At 71.4% G+C, this 19,040-nt stretch carries 14 protein-coding genes; 10 read left to right on the forward strand and 4 right to left on the reverse strand.

Features of this window, described 5'->3' with window-relative positions; all coding sequences use genetic code 11:
- Positions 1 to 130: 130 nt before the first annotated feature.
- Positions 131 to 1,135, reverse strand: coding sequence for a siderophore ABC transporter substrate-binding protein (locus RF645_RS08145; protein ID WP_368818919.1), 1,005 nt, complete (start codon positions 1,133 to 1,135; stop codon positions 131 to 133).
- Positions 1,136 to 1,539: 404 nt separating this feature from the next.
- Between RF645_RS08145 and groES the strand changes: the two genes are divergently transcribed.
- The 10 genes from groES to RF645_RS08195 all read left to right on the forward strand — a co-directional run bounded on the left by groES (position 1,540) and on the right by RF645_RS08195 (position 16,645).
- Positions 1,540 to 1,836, forward strand: coding sequence for a co-chaperone GroES (groES, locus tag RF645_RS08150; RefSeq protein ID WP_024289962.1), 297 nt, complete (start codon positions 1,540 to 1,542; stop codon positions 1,834 to 1,836).
- Positions 1,837 to 1,998: 162 nt separating this feature from the next.
- The gene (gene groL, locus RF645_RS08155; RefSeq protein ID WP_368818920.1) at positions 1,999 to 3,606 is read left to right on the forward strand and encodes a chaperonin GroEL; all 1,608 of its coding nucleotides are present in this window, start codon (positions 1,999 to 2,001) and stop codon (positions 3,604 to 3,606) included.
- Positions 3,607 to 3,824: 218 nt separating this feature from the next.
- Entirely contained in the window at positions 3,825 to 5,924 is a 2,100-nt protein-coding gene (locus tag RF645_RS08160) for an acyltransferase family protein (RefSeq protein ID WP_053447797.1), read from the forward strand.
- 124 nt (positions 5,925 to 6,048) lie between these two features.
- Entirely contained in the window at positions 6,049 to 7,575 is a 1,527-nt protein-coding gene (guaB, locus tag RF645_RS08165; RefSeq protein WP_368818922.1) for an IMP dehydrogenase, read from the forward strand.
- Between the two features lie 43 nt (positions 7,576 to 7,618).
- The gene (locus tag RF645_RS08170) at positions 7,619 to 8,740 is read left to right on the forward strand and encodes a GuaB3 family IMP dehydrogenase-related protein (RefSeq protein ID WP_024289966.1); all 1,122 of its coding nucleotides are present in this window, start codon (positions 7,619 to 7,621) and stop codon (positions 8,738 to 8,740) included.
- 104 nt (positions 8,741 to 8,844) lie between these two features.
- Positions 8,845 to 9,867 (forward strand): SURF1 family protein, encoded by a 1,023-nt coding sequence (locus tag RF645_RS08175; RefSeq protein WP_082330999.1) that lies wholly within the window; start codon positions 8,845 to 8,847, stop codon positions 9,865 to 9,867.
- The gene (locus RF645_RS08180; RefSeq protein ID WP_024289968.1) at positions 9,864 to 10,451 is read left to right on the forward strand and encodes a DUF3817 domain-containing protein; all 588 of its coding nucleotides are present in this window, start codon (positions 9,864 to 9,866) and stop codon (positions 10,449 to 10,451) included. Before RF645_RS08175 ends, RF645_RS08180 begins: the two co-directional genes overlap by 4 nt.
- Before the next feature lie 116 nt (positions 10,452 to 10,567).
- Positions 10,568 to 12,154 (forward strand): glutamine-hydrolyzing GMP synthase, encoded by a 1,587-nt coding sequence (guaA, locus tag RF645_RS08185; RefSeq protein WP_040560354.1) that lies wholly within the window; start codon positions 10,568 to 10,570, stop codon positions 12,152 to 12,154.
- A 115-nt stretch (positions 12,155 to 12,269) separates the two neighbouring features.
- Positions 12,270 to 16,427 (forward strand): hypothetical protein, encoded by a 4,158-nt coding sequence (locus RF645_RS08190; RefSeq protein ID WP_368818923.1) that lies wholly within the window; start codon positions 12,270 to 12,272, stop codon positions 16,425 to 16,427.
- On the forward strand, positions 16,424 to 16,645 hold the full coding sequence (locus RF645_RS08195) for a hypothetical protein (protein WP_368818924.1): 222 nt from the start codon (positions 16,424 to 16,426) through the stop codon (positions 16,643 to 16,645). The genes RF645_RS08190 and RF645_RS08195 overlap by 4 nt, the downstream gene beginning before the upstream one ends.
- On the opposite strand, the gene RF645_RS08200 is transcribed toward RF645_RS08195, so the two are convergent.
- The 3 genes from RF645_RS08200 to RF645_RS08210 form a co-directional block, all read right to left on the reverse strand.
- Complete coding sequence (locus RF645_RS08200) at positions 16,614 to 17,648, reverse strand: SAF domain-containing protein (RefSeq protein WP_368818925.1); 1,035 nt, start codon at positions 17,646 to 17,648, stop codon at positions 16,614 to 16,616. The genes RF645_RS08195 and RF645_RS08200 overlap by 32 nt on opposite strands.
- 142 nt (positions 17,649 to 17,790) lie before the next feature.
- Entirely contained in the window at positions 17,791 to 18,057 is a 267-nt protein-coding gene (locus RF645_RS08205; RefSeq protein ID WP_053447792.1) for an FmdB family zinc ribbon protein, read from the reverse strand.
- A gap of 102 nt (positions 18,058 to 18,159) precedes the next feature.
- Positions 18,160 to 18,804: a 5-formyltetrahydrofolate cyclo-ligase gene (locus RF645_RS08210; protein WP_157796605.1), complete on the reverse strand. Its 645-nt coding sequence runs from the start codon at positions 18,802 to 18,804 to the stop codon at positions 18,160 to 18,162.
- Between the last annotated feature and the right edge of the window lie 236 nt (positions 18,805 to 19,040).

Here is a 19,040-nt window from a genome sequence, read left to right on the forward strand (position 1 = left end):
TCCCCTCAGCATGGTCGGGCGGTGCGGAGGCATGCGCCTCGTCCCGGGAGGCCGGGCACGAGGCGCATGCCTCAGCGGCGGCACCTGCATCGGGCCTCGACGCCGGTGCCGCCGCTGACAGATCAGCAGGTCAGCTGCTCTTGGACTCGAAGGCGTCGGCCAGGCCGTTGAAGATCTCGGTGTAGGTCTGGATGCCCTCGTTGGTGTAGGTGTCCGCCGGAGCGTAGTAGATGTTGCCCTCCTTCACGGCGGTCACGTCCTGCAGCGCCTCGGACTGCTCGATGACCTCGGCGGCGGGGGTGGCGCCCTCCTCCGAGCTCACGCCGGCGTCGCGGTCCAGGACCACGATCCAGTCCGGGTCGGAGTCGGCGATGGCCTCGACGGAGATGTCGTCGCCCTGGTGGTCGTCCGAGGCGCCTTCGACCTCGAGGGCCGGGGTGAAGCCGAACTCGTCGAACAGCGGCCCGAAGGTGCGTCCCACGCCCGGGGCGATGTAGCCGATCTCGCCGCCGGAGACGTTGACGGCCATGACGGTGTCGCCCTCCTGATAGGAGTCGGACACGCGCTGGGCGGCATCGTCCAGGCCGCCGTTGAGCGAGTCGGCCTCCGAGGTCTTGTCGAAGATCTCGCCGATGGCCGAGGTCTGGCGCTTGAGCTCCTCGAAGAAGTCCTCGCCCTCGCGGGGCTCGAACTCCACGATCGCGGCATCCGGGACGAGCTCGGCGATCTGATCGTGGTAGTCGCCGAAGCGCTGGCCGTTGACCACCAGGCTGGGCTCCACGCCGGCGATGGCCTCGAGGTCCGGCTCGCGGTGATTGCCGATGTCGACGACGTCATCGCCCTGCCAGCACTCGACCGTCTCCGGCAGCAGGGGCTTGGGCGCCGCGGCCAGCTCGACGTCCCACTCGCACAGGGTCTCGAACGTGCGGTTGTCGGTGGCGACCACGTTCTGCGGCGGCAGCGCGACGGTCTCGGTGCCGAAGTTGTCCTCGACCTCGATGCTGTCGGTCTCCCCGGAGCTGCTCGGGCTGTCCGAGTCGCCGGAGCCGCCGCAGGCGGTGAGTCCGAGGGCCAGGGCCAGGGCCAGGGGCAGGGCGGCCAGTGCGGCGCCGGAGCGGCGGCTGGGTGCAGGCATGGGAGCATCCTCTTGTCTGTCGACGACGTGGTGGCGGAGCAAGGTGAGCCTCACCTTGAGTAGGTCAGGGTTACCTTACTGGCGACCTTAAAGGATTCTCCCAGCTGTTGCCAGGGCTTTCCTCGGAGCCTGCGGGCCGGCTGGGAGTCGTTCCGGGGCGTTCGTTCCTCCGCAGTGTGCAGTTGGCACTCGCCTTGACCGACTGCCAGCGCCGTCTCTAAGGTGGCTTTAGCACTCGCCCTCGGGGGGTGCTAAGGGATTCGGGCCGATCGGCACCGCGACGACGGTTGGCAGATCCTCTGGCGCACCAGCACCGGGGTCCTCGCAGCAGCGGGGAGCAGCACCTCGGCGGGGCGCCGTGACAGCTTCAGCAACACTTCGAATCCATGAGAGAAGGAGACATCGTGTCGATCTCCATCAAGCCGCTTGAAGACCGCATCGTCGTCCAGGTCGTCGAGGCCGAGCAGACCACCGCCTCCGGCCTGGTCATCCCGGACACCGCCAAGGAGAAGCCCCAGGAGGGCAAGGTCATGGCCGTGGGCCCGGGCCGCGTCGACGACTCCGGCAACCGCATCCCGGTCGACGTCAAGGAGGGCGATCTCGTGATCTTCTCCAAGTACGGCGGCACCGAGGTCAAGTACAACGGCGAGGAGTTCCTCGTCCTGCCGGCGCGCGACGTGCTGGCCGTCGTCGAGAAGTGAGCCTGACGACCCCCTGATCACCTCAGGCGGTCCGAGCAGAGGGCGCCCGCCGCGTGCCCCGCAGTTGCGCGGGTCCGCATGGCCGGCGCCCTCTCTCGTCGATCAAGACCCCAGTCATCCCGACGGGCCCGCGCCCGTCGATCCCGAAGGAGAATCCGGCCCATGGCCAAGCAGCTGCTCTTCCGCGAGGACGCACGCAATCAGTTGAAGGAGGGTGTCGACCGCCTGGCCGACACCGTCAAGGTCACCCTTGGCCCGCGCGGCCGCAACGTGGTCCTGGACAAGAAGTGGGGCGCCCCCGTCATCACCAATGACGGCGTGACGATCGCCCGAGAGGTTGAGCTGGACGACCCCTACCAGAACCTGGGCGCCCAGCTCGCCAAGGAGGTCGCGACCAAGACCAACGACGTCGCCGGCGACGGCACCACGACCGCCACCGTCCTGGCGCAGGCGCTCGTGGAGGAGGGCCTGCGCAACGTGGCCGCCGGCGCCGCCCCGGGCCAGATCAAGAAGGGCATCGAGGTCGCCGTCCAGGCGGTCGCCGATCGCCTGCTCGAGGACGCCCGCGAGGTCTCCGGCGACGAGGTCGCCAAGGTCGCTGCGATCTCCTCGCAGTCCGAGGAGATCGGCGAGCTGATCTCCCGGGCCTTCGAGGTCGTGGGCAAGGACGGCGTGATCACCATCGAGGACGGCTCCTCCACGGAGATCGAGCTCGAGGTCACCGAGGGCATGCAGTTCGACAAGGGATACCTGTCGCCGTCGTTCGTCAAGGACGCCGAGCGCCAGGAGGCCGTCATGTCCGACGGCCTGGTCCTGCTCTACCAGGGCAAGATCTCCTCGGCGCAGGAGCTCATGCCGGTGCTCGAGAAGGTCGTGCAGACCAAGAAGCCGCTGACGATCATCGCCGAGGACGTCGAGGGCGAAGCCCTGTCCACGCTGGTCGTCAACAAGCTGCGCGGCACCCTGGACGTCGTGGCCCTGAAGGCCCCGGGCTTCGGCGACCGCCGCAAGGCGATCATGGAGGACCTGGCGGTTCTCACCGGCGGCACCGTGGTGACCTCCGAGCTGGGCATCGCCCTGGACCAGGTCTCCCTGGAGCAGCTGGGCTCCGCCCGCACGGTCACCGTGACCAAGAACGAGACCACGATCATCGACGGCGGCGGCACCGCCGAGGCGATCTCCGAGCGCGTGGACTACATCCGCGGCCAGGTCGAGCGCACCGATTCCGAGTGGGACCGCGAGAAGCTGCAGGAGCGCCTGGCGCGCCTGGCCGGCGGCGTGTCCGTCATCAAGGTCGGCGCGGCCACCGAGGTCGAGGCCAAGGAGCGCAAGCACCGCATCGAGGACGCCGTCTCCTCGACCCGCGCGGCCCTCGAGCAGGGCATCGTGGGCGGCGGCGGCTCGGCGCTGGTCCACGCCTCTGCGGCGATCGACGACGTCAAGGCCCAGCTCGACGGCGACGCTGCCGTGGCCGCGGACATCGTGCGCCGCGCCCTGCGCCAGCCGCTGCGCTGGATCGCGCAGAACGCCGGCCAGGACGGCTGGGTCGTGGTCTCGCGCGTAGAGCAGATGGAGCTCGGGCACGGCTACGACGCCAAGGCCGATCAGTACACCGATCTGCTGGCGGCGGGCATCATCGATCCCGTCAAGGTGACCCGCTCTGCGCTGCAGAACGCGGCCTCGATCGCGGCCCTGGTGCTGACCACCGAGACCTTGGTCACCGACAAGCCCGCGGAGGACGATCAGGACGACCACGGCCACCAGCACTGATCCGGAAGCTGCGGCGCTGACAGCGGCCGAAGCAGGCCGAGGACAGGCCCGGGTCCCGTCGCACTCGCGGCGGGAGCCGGGCCTTCTGCGCACCTCGGACGATGCCGCGGGCGGGCAGCCTGCGCTGGTAGGTTGACGCCCGTATTTCCCCCGGAGGCTGCGCATGCATGCAGGCTTCCGCATGACCCGCTGCCGTGGCCGCAGCACGGAGGAGAAGCATGTCCGAGCAGCAGGAGACAGGCGGCACCGCGGACGACGCCCGCCGCCGGGAATCCGTGGCCAGGTACTCCGGCTTCCGCCCGGAGATCCAGGGGCTGCGCGCCGTCGCCGTGATCATGGTCGTGCTCTACCACGTCTTCCTCGGGCGGGTCTCGGGCGGCGTGGACATCTTCCTGCTGATCTCGGCGTTCTTCATGACGCTGTCGTTCGTGCGCAAGCTCGAAGGCGGGCGCCCGCTGCGGATCGGACGCTACTGGCTGCACACCTTCAAGCGGCTGCTGCCGCTGGCGGTGCTCACGGTGCTGGGCACCCTGGTGCTGGTCGCTCTGTTCTTCCCGGCCTACCGTGTCGAGGAGGCCCTGCGTCAGGCAGCGGCGGCCCTGACCTACACCGAGAACTGGGTCCTGGCTCTCACCTCGGTGGACTACTACGCCGCCGACCGCTCCACGGCCAGCCCGTTCCAGCACTTCTGGTCCCTGTCCGTCCAGGGCCAGGTCTTCCTGCTGTGGCCGCTGCTGTTCGGACTGACCTGGCTGCTGACCCGCGGCCGGTCCCGCCTGCGGCCCGTGCCTGTGCTCGCGGTGCTGTTCAGCGCCATCTTCGCCGCCTCGCTCGTGTTCTCGATCGTCACGACCGCCACCCAGCAGGAGTTCGCCTACTTCGACACCCGAACCCGGCTGTGGGAGTTCGCCCTGGGCTCGCTGCTGGCCTTGGCGCTGCCCTTCATCCGACTCCCGCGGTGGCTGCGCGTGGTGCTGGGGTGGGTGGGGTTCGTCTCGATGGTGCTGGTGGGCCTGCTGGTCGATGTGCAGGGGGCCTTCCCCGGCTGGATCGCCCTGTGGCCCCTGCTCTCGGCGGCCGCCATCATGGTCGCCGGGCAGACGGACTCGCGCTTCGGCCTGGACCGGATCTTCGCCGCCAAGCCGCTGGTGCGCCTGGGGGACTCCTCCTACGCGCTCTACCTCGTGCACTGGCCGCTGCTGATCACCTACCTGGTCATCCGCGACCGCCCGGAGGCGGGGCCGCGCTCCGGGGTGGTGCTGATCGTGCTCTCGCTCGCTCTGGCGATCCTGGCGACCAAGCTCATCGAGACGCCGCTGAAGAGCTGGAAGTGGCCCGAGGCCACCAAGCTGCGCCTGGCCGGAGCGGTCGTCGTGTGTCTGGCGGTCGGTCTGGGGCCGGTCCTTGCCTGGCAGCAGAGTCTGCGCGCGGACGTCGCCGAGGCCCCGGACGGCCCCACGGCCTCGAACCCGGGTGCGCTCGTGCTGCGAGACGACGTGCAGACCGCGCCGGATCCCGACGCCCCGACGATTCCGCTGGCCGCCCAGCTCGACGACCAGGCGCCGGACCGGGGCGCGGCATGCCCGAGCGAATGGGACATCCCCGTCGGATCGCAGCAGTGGTGCCGCGAATCGGTGCCCGCGGAGGACCCGTCGCAGACCGTGCTGCTGATCGGCAACTCGCACTCCGAGCACTGGCTGGACGCCCTGCGGCCGGTGGCCGAGGCGAACGGCTGGCGGGTGGTCAGCTACATCAGGCCCGGCTGCTATTGGACGAGCCACGAGGACCAGCTCGATGACGAGTGCGGCCCCTGGCTCGACGGCTCCATGCCCCTGGTGCATCAGATCGACCCCGATCTGATCATCACCCAGTCGACCTTCACCAACGCCGAGGGCGAGTACTACAAGCCGGACTACGACCAGCGCGTGCGCGAGGTCACGGGCGAGGGCTACCGCGTCCTGGGAGTGCGCGACATCCCGCGGTTCGATCAGGCTCCGCCGGAATGCGTCATGGAGGAGGGGTCCGCGCAGGCTCCGCAATGCCAGAAGACCCATCCCATGCTCGGACAGCCCGATCCCATGCAGCCGCTGGCCGAGGAGCTGCCGCTGTACGCCGAGATGGACATGACCGATCAGATCTGCCCGGAGGGGACCTGCCCGCCCGTCATCGGGAACATGTACGTGCAGTGGGACAGCGGGCACCTGTCCATTCCCTACTCGCGCTCGCTGGCCTGGACCTTCGGCGACCGCCTGGCCGCAGCCCTGGCCGGGGACGGCGTGGTCGTGGAGCACCAGCCCGCTCTGCCGCAGCTGCAGTGAGGGCCGCCTCGGCAGGCGGAGGGGCCGAGGGCCCGTGAAGGGTCCTAGACTGTCCTCTCGAAACCGCACCGCGCCCGGGAGCCGCCGGGGCGTCGGCCGTGCCGTCGATGGAAAGGTCCTCCCCGTGTCAGAAGCCCCCGTCCCGACCGCCCTGTCCGAGGATCCGTTCGGCTTCGTCGGACTCACCTACGACGACGTCCTCCTGCTGCCGGGCAGCACGGATGTCATCCCGTCGGAGGCCTCCACGCGCACGCGCCTGTCGCGGCGCATCGAGCTCGAGACGCCCATCATCTCGGCCGCCATGGACACGGTGACCACCGCCAAGATGGCGATCCAGATGGCCCGCCTGGGCGGCATGGGCGTCATGCACCGCAACCTGTCGATCGCGGATCAGGCCGAGAACGTGGACCTGGTCAAGCGCAGCGAGTCCGGGATGATCACCGATCCCGTGACGGTCAGCCCGGAGGCCACCCTGCGCGAGCTCGACCGCCTCTGCGGCTACTACAAGGTCTCGGGCCTGCCCGTGGTCGAGGACGGCACCCGCCTGGTCGGCATCATCACCAACCGCGATACCCGCTACCTGCCGGAGTCGGACTTCGACACCCGCATCGTGCGAGAGGTCATGACCCCCATGCCTCTGGTCACCGGGCGCGTGGGCATGCCCAAGGAGGAGGCCTTCAAGCTGCTGGCCTCCAACAAGCTCGAGAAGCTGCCCCTCGTGGACGATCAGGGTGCGCTGAGCGGGCTGATCACCATCAAGGACTTCACCAAGGCGGAGCAGTACCCGCGCGCCACCAAGGACGACGAGGGCCGCCTGCGGGTCGGTGCGGCCGTCGGCTTCTTCGGCGACGGGTGGGAGCGGGCCATGACGCTCGTCGAGGCCGGCGTGGACGCCCTGTTCATCGACACCGCCAACGGGCACTCCCAGGGCGTGCTGGACATGATCGCCCGGCTCAAGGCCGAGCCGTCGGCCGCCCACGTGGACGTGATCGGCGGCCAGGCCGCCACCCGGCAGGGCGCCCAGTCGCTGATCGACGCCGGGGCCGACGGCATCAAGGTCGGCGTGGGGCCGGGCTCGATCTGCACCACGCGCGTCATTGCCGGCGTGGGCGTCCCGCAGATCACCGCGATCAACGAATCCGCCAAGGCCGCGATCCCGGCCGGCGTGCCGCTGATCGCCGACGGCGGCCTCCAGCACTCCGGCGAGATCGGCAAGGCGCTCGTGGCCGGGGCGGACTCGGTCATGGTCGGCTCGCTGCTGGCCGGCACCGATGAGTCCCCGGGCGATCTGATCTTCATCAACGGCAAGCAGTTCAAGGCCTATCGCGGCATGGGCTCGCTGGGGGCCATGCAGACCCGGGCCGGGAACACGTCGTTCTCCAAGGACCGCTACTTCCAGGCGGACGTGGGCTCGAACGAGAAGCTGATCCCGGAGGGCATCGAGGGCCAGGTGCCCTACCGCGGCCCGCTGTCCTCGGTGATCCACCAGCTCGAGGGCGGTCTGCGCCAGACCATGTTCTACACCGGCGCCCGCTCGATCGAGGAGATCAAGCACAAGGGCCGCTTCGTGCGGATCACCTCCGCCGGGCTCAAGGAGTCGCACCCGCACGACATCTCGATGACCGTCGAGGCCCCCAACTACAAGCGCTGATCGGACCCGATCCGGCGCTGGAGACAAGGACGCTGACGTGAACCTGAACTACGACATCGAGATCGGCCGCAGCAAGCGGGCCCGTCGGACCTACTCCTTGGACGAGGTCGCCCTGGTGCCCTCGCGGCGCACGCGCGACCCCCGCGAGGTCTCGACGGACTGGCGGATCGACGCCTACACGTTCGAGACCCCCTTCCTGGGCGCGCCCATGGACTCGGTGACCTCCCCGGCCACCGCGATCGCGCTGGGGCGCATGGGCGCCCTGGGCGTCCTGGACCTCGAGGGGCTGTGGACCCGCTACGACGATCCCGAGCCGCTGCTCGAGGAGATCGCGTCCCTGTCGGGCGAGGACCTCCCGGCCGCCACGCGCCGCATGCAGGAGATCTACCGCGCGCCGATCCGCCCCGAGCTGATCACCCAGCGGCTGGGGGAGATCAGGGAGGCCGGCGTCATCGTGGCCGGCGCCCTGACCCCGCAGCGCACGCAGGAGCACTACCGCACCGTGCTCGAGGCGGGCGTGGACCTGTTCGTGATCCGCGGGACCACCGTCTCGGCGGAGCACGTGTCCCAGGCGGAGGAGCCGCTGGACCTCAAGCGCTTCATCTATGACCTCGACGTCCCCGTGATCGTCGGCGGAGCGGCCGGCTACACCCCGGCCCTGCACCTGATGCGCACCGGCGCCGCCGGCGTGCTCGTGGGCTTCGGCGGCGGGGCCTCCATGCGCACCGAGCAGGTGCTGGGCATCCACGCAGCCGGCGCCTCGGCCATCTCGGACGTGGCGGCAGCTCGCCGGGACTACCTGGACGAGTCCGGCGGGCGCTACGTCCACGTGATCGCCGACGGCGGCGTGGGCACGTCAGGGACCATCGTCAAGGCCCTGGCCATGGGCGCCGACGCCGTGATGCTGGGCACCGCCCTGGCTCGGGCCGAGGAGGCTCCCGGGCGCGGCTGGCACTGGGGTGCTGAGGCCCATCACGGCGAGGTCCCGCGCGGCGTGCGCACGCGCGTGGGCACCGCGGGGCCGCTGCAGGAGGTTCTGCACGGGCCCTCGAGCCAGGTCGACGGCAGCTCCAACCTGGTCGGCGCGCTGCGCCGGGCCATGTCGACCACCGGCTACCTGGACCTGAAGTCCTTCCAGCGCACCGAGGTCGTCGTCCACGGCTGAGCCGTCGGGAGCGCGGAAAGGGGCGCGCACCGCTGCGGTGCGCGCCCCTTCGCGCGTCCCGGGAGCGATTCGGCGGCGTCCGAGGGCGTCATTAGACTGAGGCGGTGCTTCGGACCGCCCTCAGACCCAGATCCCTGCTCGTGCTGGCGGTCTGCCTGGGCGTCGCCCTCGTCTTCGTCCTGCTGAGCCGCTGGCAGCTCGAATCCAGCCGGGACGCGCAGACCGTATACGACCCGGGCAAGGAGATCGTCCGCCCGCTGGAGGAGACCCTGGACCCCGGCGCCGCCTCGACCCTTGAGCAGGTCGACACCGCCGTGGAGGCCACCGGGACCTATCTGCCGGATTCGACCGTGCTGATCGAGGACCGCCTGCAGGACGGGCGCTCCGGCTGGTGGGTTGTGGCCGGCCTGCAGATCCCGGGAACGCAGGACGACTGGTCGGGTGCCGATGCAGACCTGGTGCTGCCCGTCGTGCGCGGCTGGACGGATGACCCCGAGCACATCCCGCAGCTTCCCGAGGGGGAGGTCTCCGTGGCCGGGCGGCTGCTGCCGCAGGAGGCCCCGGTCTCCACCCAGGACCAGGAGCCGCAGCGCTACGCCAGCCTGTCGCCGGCCCAGCTGTCCAACGTGTGGGACGTGCCGATCTACTCCGGATTCGTCACCGCCATGGCCGAGGCCCCTGCCGCGCAGCCCGCGCCCCAGGACGGATCGACCGGCCTGGCGGAGGACGACGGCACCCTGCCGGAGCAGGGCGGCCTGATGTCGCCGCAGCTGGAGGCCGTCTCGGTCGATCAGCAGCCCACGGACACCTCGCTGGATCCGCTGAACATCTTCTACGCGGTCGAGTGGGTGGTCTTCGCGGGCTTCGCGATGTGGATCTGGTTCTCCTCCGTGCGCGACGAGCACCGGCGCAGACAGGACCCTGCGGCCTGGTTCGAGCTCGACGGCGAGTCCCTGGCCTACGCCTGGGATCAGGAGGCTCAGCGCTTCTACTACTACGATCCCGTCGCCGGGGAGTACTTCTACTTCGACGACCAGCCCGCCGCGGACCAGAGCGTCCCGGCCGGTGCAGATGACCAACCGGAGGACCGCGGGCGAATCGACCCGCAGAGCGGAGAGCAGCGATGACCCAGGGAGCCCCGCAGGAGGGAACGCCCCGGCCCAAGCAGCGCACCGACGGCGTGCGCGTCACGGCGCCGGAGGGGGCGGATCCGTCGAAGGCCCGCGAGCCGGGCCAGCTGCCGCAGTACTCGGCGCTGCGCACGCGCCGGCGCTTCGGCGGGACCGAGTCCCAGATCAGGTGGTGGCTGAACTTCTACATGGTCTGGGCCTGGATCTCCGGCACGTTCCTGCTGCTGCTCGTGGCCGAGATGATCCTGCGCTACGCCATGGGCTTCGACGTCATTGCCGGGGGCACCATGGCGGGCACGGGGGAGTCCGTGGCTCTGGGCCTGCGCGACAACGAGCTGATGGACATCGAGGGCGGCGTCAACATCTCCACCTGGGTGCTGATCGTGCACGGCTGGTTCTACGTGGTCTACCTGTTCTCGTGCTTCCGCCTGTGGATGCTCATGCGATGGCCGTTCCCGCAGTTCATCGTCATGGCCCTGGGCGGCGTGGTGCCGTTCCTGTCCTTCATCGTCGAGCGCAAGATCCACCGCTCGACCGCCCAGGAGCTGGCCTCGTTCCCCAAGGCGGCCAAGCGGTACTGAGGCGCCGACCGGCCGCAGCCCTGCGGTGACCTAGACTGTCGGCCGTGACATCTCAGCCCAGCACCACGTCCGCATCCGAGACCGCCGATGCAGCCCACGGGTCCCAGGGCCCGGTCCTGGTCGTCGACTACGGAGCCCAGTACGCCCAGCTCATCGCCCGCCGCGTCCGCGAGGCGGACGTCTACTCGGAGATCATCCCGCACACGCTGTCCACGCAGGAGATCCTGCAGCGCAAGCCGTCTGCGCTGATCCTCTCCGGCGGGCCGTCGTCGGTGTGGGCCGAGGGCGCCCCGGTGCGCGATGCCGAGCTCTTCGAGGCCGGGATCCCGATCTTCGGCATCTGCTACGGCTTCCAGGTGATGGCCAACGCCCTGGGCGGGACGGTGGCCAAGACGGGCGCGCGCGAGTACGGCGCCACGATCGTCGACGCATCGCTGGGCGTCGCGGACACCGCGCCCGAGGGCCAGGACGTGCCGGGACCGGATTCGATCCTCACCGGCTCCCCGCGCCTGCAGAAGGTCTGGATGAGCCACGGGGACTCCGTGACCGAGGCCCCCCAGGGCTTTCGCGTGCTGGCGTCGTCCGGCGGCGCCCCCGTCGCCGCGTTCGTGGACGAGCAGCGGCGCCTGGCCGGTGTGCAATGGCATCCGGAGGTCCGCCACACCGAGCACGGCCAGGCCACGATCGAGCACTTCCTCTTCGGGATCGCCGGGCTGAAGCCCACGTGGTCCACCGAGAACATCATCGACGCCCAGGTCGAGCGCATCCGCGAGCAGGTCGGCGACGGCCGTGCGATCTGCGGGCTCTCCGGCGGCGTGGACTCGGCGGTGGCCGCAGCGCTCGTCCAGCGCGCGATCGGGGACCGCCTGACCTGCGTGCTCGTGGACCACGGGCTCATGCGCCAGGACGAGGTCGAGCAGGTCGAGACGGAGTACGTGGCCTCGACCGGCGTCAACCTGCACGTGGCGCGGGAGTCCGAGCGCTTCCTCGATGCCCTGGCGGGAGTCAGCGACCCCGAGACCAAGCGCAAGATCATCGGCCGCGAGTTCATCCGCGCATTCGAGGCCGCCGAGGAGGCGGTGCTCGTGGCCGCTGCGGATGAGGGCGCCAAGGTCACCCACCTGGTCCAGGGGACCCTCTACCCGGACGTCGTCGAATCCGGCGGCGGCGAGGGCGCGGCCACGATCAAGTCCCACCACAACGTCGGCGGGCTGCCCGAGGACCTCGAGTTCGAGCTCGTGGAGCCTCTGCGCGAGCTGTTCAAGGACGAGGTCCGCGAGGTCGGCCGCCAGCTGGGCCTGCCCGAGTCGATCGTGGGACGGCAGCCGTTCCCCGGTCCGGGGCTGGGCATCCGCATCATCGGCGAGGTGACCAGCGAGCGCCTGGAGATCCTGCGCCGCGCGGATGCGATCGCCCGCGAGGAGCTCACCGAATCCGGGCTGGATCAGGAGGTTTGGCAGATGCCGGTCGTCCTGCTGGCAGACGTCCGCTCGGTGGGCGTGCAGGGCGATGGCCGCACCTACGGCCACCCGATCGTGCTGCGCCCCGTGTCCAGCGAGGATGCCATGACCGCCGACTGGTCCCGCCTCCCGGAGGACCTGCTGGCGCGGATCTCCAACCGGATCACGAACGAGGTCCAAGAGATCAACCGCGTGGTCCTGGACGTGACGTCCAAGCCGCCGGGAACCATCGAGTGGGAGTGAGCGGCGGGGCCGCAACGGCCCTGCCGCCTCCCGCAGGCGGCGTCTTGCGCGCCGACTGAGCAGTCCCCGACGCCGCGGCCCGCCCAGGCCGCGGCGCTCACCCATTAGGAGAAGCATGTCCCCCTCGTCCGAGTCCGGAGCCCCCGTTCCGCACGGCTCCGCGTCCTCCCACCGCAGCGGCCAGGAGACCGTCTCGCTGCAGGCCTGGACGCGGCAGATGGACGCCTACACCGGCCCGGACACGCTGCTGGACTTCAACCAGGTCGACAACGTCTGCATCGACCTGACGGAGGCCAACTCCTCCGGGCAGGCGCAGCTGATGATGGGCCGCCCCACCCGCTTGTCCACGATCATGCGCGAGCAGGCGGGGCTGCAGCGGGCGTCGCGCGCGGCGCGGATCCTGCGCACCAAGATCCACGAGCTCTCCGCCCAGCACGGGCTCGATGCCGCCTACCTGGCGGCCGGCACCGCCTCCTGGCTGCAGGCGGAGCCGCGTCCCCGTGCGGAGGACTCCCAGGGCCCGCACGAGGCGGGGGAGCGCGGCCACGGCGACCGGCACTCGACGCAGCGGCGGTTCATCGCCCCGGTCCTGCTCGCCCCCGTGACCATCCGCCCGCGCTCGGACGGCGATGACTTCGATCTGCAGATCGTGGGCCCCGCTCAGCTCAACCCGGCCATGGTCCGGCGCCTGCTGGCCGATCACGGGGTGGACCTGACCACCGGCGAGATCTCCCGCCTGGCCTACGGCACGCGCCGACTGGATCCGGCACCGGTGCTCGAGTCCCTGCGCATGGTCGCCTCCGAGATCCCGGGCATGCACGTGGAGCACCGCCTCCTGGTCTCCACCTTCGCGGACCTGCACGACCGTCCCGCCGATGAGCACGTGCCCGCGCGCACCGACGTGATCCGCGACCTGGCCCGCCTGAAGTCCACGGCCGTCGGCAAGATCCCGCAGCCGCAGCCGCTGCAGAACCGCTCCGCGCCGCTGGATCAGCGCGATCCGGACTCCGAGCTGCTGCTGCTCGACGCCGACAGCTCCCAGCAGGAGGTCGTGGACCTCGCCACGCAAGGCGACTCCTTCGTGGTCACCGCAGCCCCCGGCACCGGGCAGATCGCAACCGCCGTGAACACCGTCGGCGCGCTCGTGGCCCAGGGCCGCTCCGTGCTCGTGCTGGGGGAGCGCCGGGCCGCCCTGGCCGATTTCCACCGAGGCTTCGAGATGCTCGGGCTGTCGTCGTCGGTGCTGCAGCTGGGCTCGCACCTGACGGGCGAGGACGTCGCCGGCCAGCTCGTCGAGTCGATCACGCGCGCCGAGCGCGCCCAGGAGCCGGACCTGCGCGCCCTGCACAACCGGCTGCGCTCCGTGCGCGACCTGCTGGCCGGGCACATGGAGGCCCTGCACCGCCAGCGCCCGCGCGTGGAGGCCTCCGCGTATCAGGCCATGCAGGCCCTGGCCGAGCTCACCTCCCGCCCGGACGGGCCCACCACCCGGGTCCGGTTCTCGCGCGGGGTGCTCGACGCCGCCGCCCACCGCGCCGAGATCACCCGCCAGCTCGAGAGGGCCGCGGAGCTCGGAGCCTTCGACGCCGCGACCCTCGACGGGCCGTGGGAGGGCGCGCGCCTGGTCAATGACGAGGAGACCCGGCAGGCCCGTCACCTGGCCCAGTCGCTGCTGCTCGAGCTGACCACCCTGGAGACCGGGATGCGCACGGTGATGTCGGTCTCGGGGATGCGCGCCGGGGCCACGATCCCCGAATGGGGCCAGCAGCTGCGCCTGCTGCAGGAGGTCGAGTCCTCCCTGCGCTCCTTCACCCCGGACATCTTCGACCGTCCGGTGACGGACCTGATCGCGGCCACGGCGGCCTCGTCCTGGCGGCGCGATCACGCGATCGAGATGTCCGGGCTGCAGCGCTCGCGGCTGCGCAAGGCGGCCAAGGAGTACATCCGACCGGGCGTCCACCTCTCGGACCTGCACGCCTCCCTGGTCAAGGTCCAGTCGGAGCGCGACCGCTGGCGCTCCTGGTCCACCACGATCGAGAAGCCCGAGATCTCGGACGCGGTCGACGACGTCGCCGAGATCCAGCAGCGCTTCATCGAGGACCTCGAGGGCCTGATGATCGCCCTGGAGGGCTCCCGCACGGGCGGGGGCCTGATGGAGCTCGACGTCGCCGAGCTGCGCGAGGTGCTCACCCAGCTGATCGACGATGAGGCCAATCTGGAGACCATCCCCGAGCGGACGCTGCTGCTCGAGGGCCTGCGCGATCGCGGCCTCGGCGAGTTCGTCGAGGACCTGACCTCTCGGCGCGTGCCCGGGCACCGGGTGGCCGAGGAGTTCGATCTGGCCTGGTGGCAGTCCTCGCTGGAGGCCATGGCCGCCGATGACGGCCTGCTGCCCATGACGGACGGCTCGAGCCTGCGCCGCGCCGAGCAGGACTTCCGCCGCGCCGACTCCGCGCACATCTCCTCCGGTCCGCAGCGCCTGATCTGGGCCCAGGCCCAGCGCTGGCGCCGTCTGCTGCGGGAGCAGCCGGAGGCCGCAGGGGAGCTGCGCGACATGCTGCGCCAGGGCAGCGCCCCGCTGCCGCAGCTGCTCAAGGCCTGCGGCGACCTCACCCGTGCGCTGGCCCCCGTGTGGACCGCGAGCCCGCTCGTGCTCTCGGCTGCGCTTCCCGATGACCTCGAGATCGACGCCGTCGTGGTCCTGGACGGGGAGTCGACGCCGCTGGCGGCCGTGCTGCCCGCCGTGACCCGTGCTCGCCAGGTCGTCGTCTTCGGCGATCCCGCCCTGGGCCGCCCGCAGCCCTTCACCGTGGCGCCCATGACAGGGGAGTCCTCCGGGCCGGTGACCGAGGTGGACTCCGCGTTCGACGCGCTCTCGCGAGTCGTCGATCGCCGTCAGCTGCGCGTGCTGTACCGGGACATGGACGCTCACCTGTTCGATCAGCTCAACGCGGACTTCTACGGGGGGCAGCTCACTCGCCTGCCCTCCGGCACCGCGCTCACCGAGGGCGATTCCCGCCTGGAGGTCGAGTACGTCGCCGACGGCTACGGCGAGCTGGCCGCCGGGCACGAGGGCGTGCAGTCCCCGAACGCCGAGGTGCGCCGCGTGGTCCAGCTCGTGATCCGCCACGCGCGCCTGCACCCGGAGCGCTCGCTGGCCGTCGTGACCCCGAGCGCCCGCCATGCCGCACGCGTCGCCCAGGGAGTGAGCGCCGTGCTGGGGCAGCGCCCCGAGCTCGCGGAGTTCTTCCGGCCCGGGCCCGAGTCCTTCCGCGTGGTGGATCTGCATCGGGCCGTGGGGCTGCAGCGCGACACCGTGATCTTCAGCGTGGGCTTCGGGCGCACCGATCACGATCGCGTGCTGCCCTACCTGGGGCAGCTCTCGGACCGTGACGGCCGCCGGGGCTTCGTCCTGGGGATGACGCGCTCGCGGCTGAACACGATCGTGGTCTCGTCCATCCGTCCCGAAGAGCTGGAGCCCAGCTCTCTGCACAACGGCGCTCGCGATCTGCATCGCCTGCTGCTGCGCATCGAGAAGGCCGGGCACATCCGCATCGGCGCCGCCGATGAGCCGCTGCTGGCACAGAAGGACGAGCGGCATGAAGATCTCCAGGACGCCGCCGGGACTTCGGAGGCAGGGGATGCCGGGGCCGAGGCCCCTGAGGCCGAGGCCGCCCACGAGTCGCCGGAGCCCGTCGAGGCCGCTGAGCGGCCCGAGACGCAGGACCGTCCCAAGCGCCCGCACCTCTCGCTGGTGGGGGCTCAGGAGCCCGCCCGGGCCGAACAGGACGACGAGCCCGCGGCCGAGCCGGCCACGCAGCCGATCCTGGTGCACGATCCCATGGAGCTGGCCGACGCCGCCGTCCACGAGGACGCCCTGGTGCAGGACCTCTCGCGCCGTCTGGTGCAGCGCGGCGCGGCGGTGCGCCACCACCACGAGGACGCGATCGACCTGATCGCCTGGTCCGAGACCGCCGAGTCGCTGTCGGCCGGAGCCGTGGTGGGTCAGCGCTCCAGCGGCGACCCGGTGCGCATCCCGGTGGCCGTGGTCTCCGACGGCACCGAGCAGGTGGCCCGCATGTCGGTGCGCGAGCGCTCGCGGCTGCGCCCGCAGCAGCTCGAGCGCAGCGGCTGGAACCACCTCACGCTGTGGACCATCGAGGTCTTCACCCAGCCCGACGCCGTGGCCGGCCTGATCTGCCGCTACCTGGGGCTGCCGGCTGATACCGGCACCACCGGCGTGGACGGGGCCGGGACGACGGGCCGATCGTGAGCCCGCAGGAGCCTCGGCGGCGCCCGCCGCGCGGCACGCGCCGAGCGGTCGGCGGCAGCCCGGCGCCCGGGCCGGATGCCGGGTCCGGCGGCGCTGAGCAGCGCCCTGCAGCCTCGGATCGAGCGCACGAGCCGATCCCCGAGACCCTGGACGAGGTCCCGGACGACGCCCAGCGCGACGACTGGCTCAGCGCTCAGCGGCCTCCGCACTGGGGCTGAGCGCCTCAGCATCCGCGGGCGCTGCAACGAGCACCGGCACGAGCTCGCCCTCCGGGGCAGCCGCCAGGCGCTCGGCCGTGGCGGCATCTGCGCCCACGACCAGAAGGTCGTCCTGGCTCTCCGGCGTGGAGGCCAGCAGGCCGTCGGCAGGCTCAGCCGGATCGGCCACCCAGAGCACCGGCAGCTGCGCGGCCACTCGCGCCGAGGTCTCGGAGGTACCGGTCTGCTCGGAGCCCTCAGCCCCGCCCTCGGACGCGTCGGCGGCATCGCCGTCGGTCCGGTCATCGGCTGCGGCGCTCGGCGAAGGAGCCGGGAGATCGGCATCGGAGCGGATGAGGTCCACGTGCTGACCGGGCCGCACGTGGGTCAGTGTGGCGGAATCAGCCACGCGCAGCGTGACGGCCGTGGTGCCGGGCGGCTGCCCCGAGAGCAGATCCGGTCCGAGCACCGACGGGCCGGTCAGCGGCTGTCCCTCGACGACCGCGCTGGCCAGGGTGCGCCCCACCCATGTCTCGATCTGCTGATCCGCTCCCGGGGAGTCCCCGGCCGCATCTGCGGCCAGTCCCTCGCTCGGGGTGCTGAGGGGATCCGTGCTTGGCTGCCGTGTCCCGACGGAGCTGCCCTGGTCGTCGGGGGCCGGGGCGGCTGCGGTGTCCTCGGCGCCTGCTGCGGACTCGCCGGGCACCAGATCAACCGGGTAGTCGGCCACCCGGAGGTCATCGGCGGACAGGACCGTGCCGGCGCCCAGGGAGCGGGCCGCCACCACCGTGGGCACAGTGCGCTGGGAGGCCGGGCTGATCTGCAGCACCGCGATGGCTGCGGCGATGCTCAGGAGCACAGCGGCGATCAGGCGTCGGCGTCGGGACAGGGCCGTGCGCAGCGTGATCCCCAGCGGATAGCGCGGTCGTTGTGGAGCGGAGCGGGGTCTCCTCCGCGCTGTGCCGCGGCCGCCGAGTCGTGCACGGCGGCCGGGGGAGGGGGCCGAGCCCCGTCGGATCGTCATGCCCGCACGCTAGGCGGGGCCTCGAGTCACGTGGCGCGGCTGCTGTGCCGGTGGGGGAGCGGCGGCCCGAGAAGGCGGTCCGATGCGCGGCTGTGGAGCCTCGGAGCGGCCGCACATCGGAGGCGCAGCCGCGATCAGCGGGTCAGTCCGACGAGCTCGAGGAGGCAGAGCTCGAGGAGCTCGTGCCAGAGGTGCTGGACTCCGAGGATGAAGCAGAGGACGAGGAGCTGCTCGCACGGGAGTCGTTGCGGTAGAAGCCCGAGCCCTTGAAGACCACGCCCACGGAGTTGAACTGCTTGCGCAGCTCGCCGCCGCACTGCGGGCACTCGCTCAGCGGGGCGTCCGAGAAGGACTGGCGGACCTCGAGCTGGTGGCCGCAGCTCTTGCACTTGTACGCGTAGACGGGCATGGAGGGACCTTCCGGACGACGGCGAGGCACGGTGCGTGCCGAGGGCGGGGCCGCGGCGGCCTCTGCTGAGGAGACGACGGCGGCTTCGGATCGGCCTCGATTCTATGCGCCTGTGCTCTCGGCCCTCGCCGCCGAGCCCTGCAGATCGACCAGCCCCGTCTCGGTCAGGGCGAAGTGAAGCCGGGCGTCCCAGGGCTCGCCGGGAACAGCGCCAGGAGGCAGCACCTCCCGGGCGAAGACGCAGGCCGCCGCGGGGGTCCCAGGGGCGAGCGACTGCAGGAAGGCGTCGTAGAACCCGCCGCCCATGCCCAGGCGCAGGCCCTCGGCGTCGACGGCCAGGGCGGGCACCAGGACCAGTCCGAGATCCTGCGGAGCCTCGCTGAGGGGCCCGACCGCCTCGGGCAGGCCCCCGGGCCCGGACGGGGCGAAGCCCGTGGAGTCCAGCCACGGCGTCCACAGCATCCTGCGTCCGGGCTGGGTCACAGGCAGCAGCAGGCTCCGATGCGCCATGTGCTCCCGCAGCGCCTCCGTGAGCGGGGGCTCCTCGGGCAGCGGCAGGAAGGCGAGCACGGGGCCGTCGGGATGCCGGGAGAGCAGCTGCTCGAGCCCGGTGGCAAAGCCGACGACCTGCCGGGAGCGCTCCTGCACGGAAGTCCCCGCACGGTCCGCGCGCAGACGTCGACGCAGCGCGCGCTTGCGCTCACGGACTGAGGGCACTGGCGTCTGAGGGGCGTCGGAGCCGGTCATGAGCCCCATCATGGCAGTTCATGAAGCCGACGCCTCTGTCCACACTGTGGCACCGGCCTCGATGAAATCCGATGTGCTGCTGGGCGCTGCGATGCCCCCTGGGGCGACGAGACGGCGCTGGCAGCGGGGCTGCGAAAGCGGCGGGCACAGCGCGACGGCCCACAGCCGGGAGGCCGGTCCGCCAACACGGCTCGCGGGGTGATGCGACCCATAAGGGGCCCGCAGGGGGCGTTCCG

It is taken from the genome of Kocuria sp. CPCC 205260 (genome assembly GCF_040981045.1).
Classification (GTDB): Bacteria; Actinomycetota; Actinomycetes; order Actinomycetales; family Micrococcaceae; genus Kocuria; species Kocuria palustris.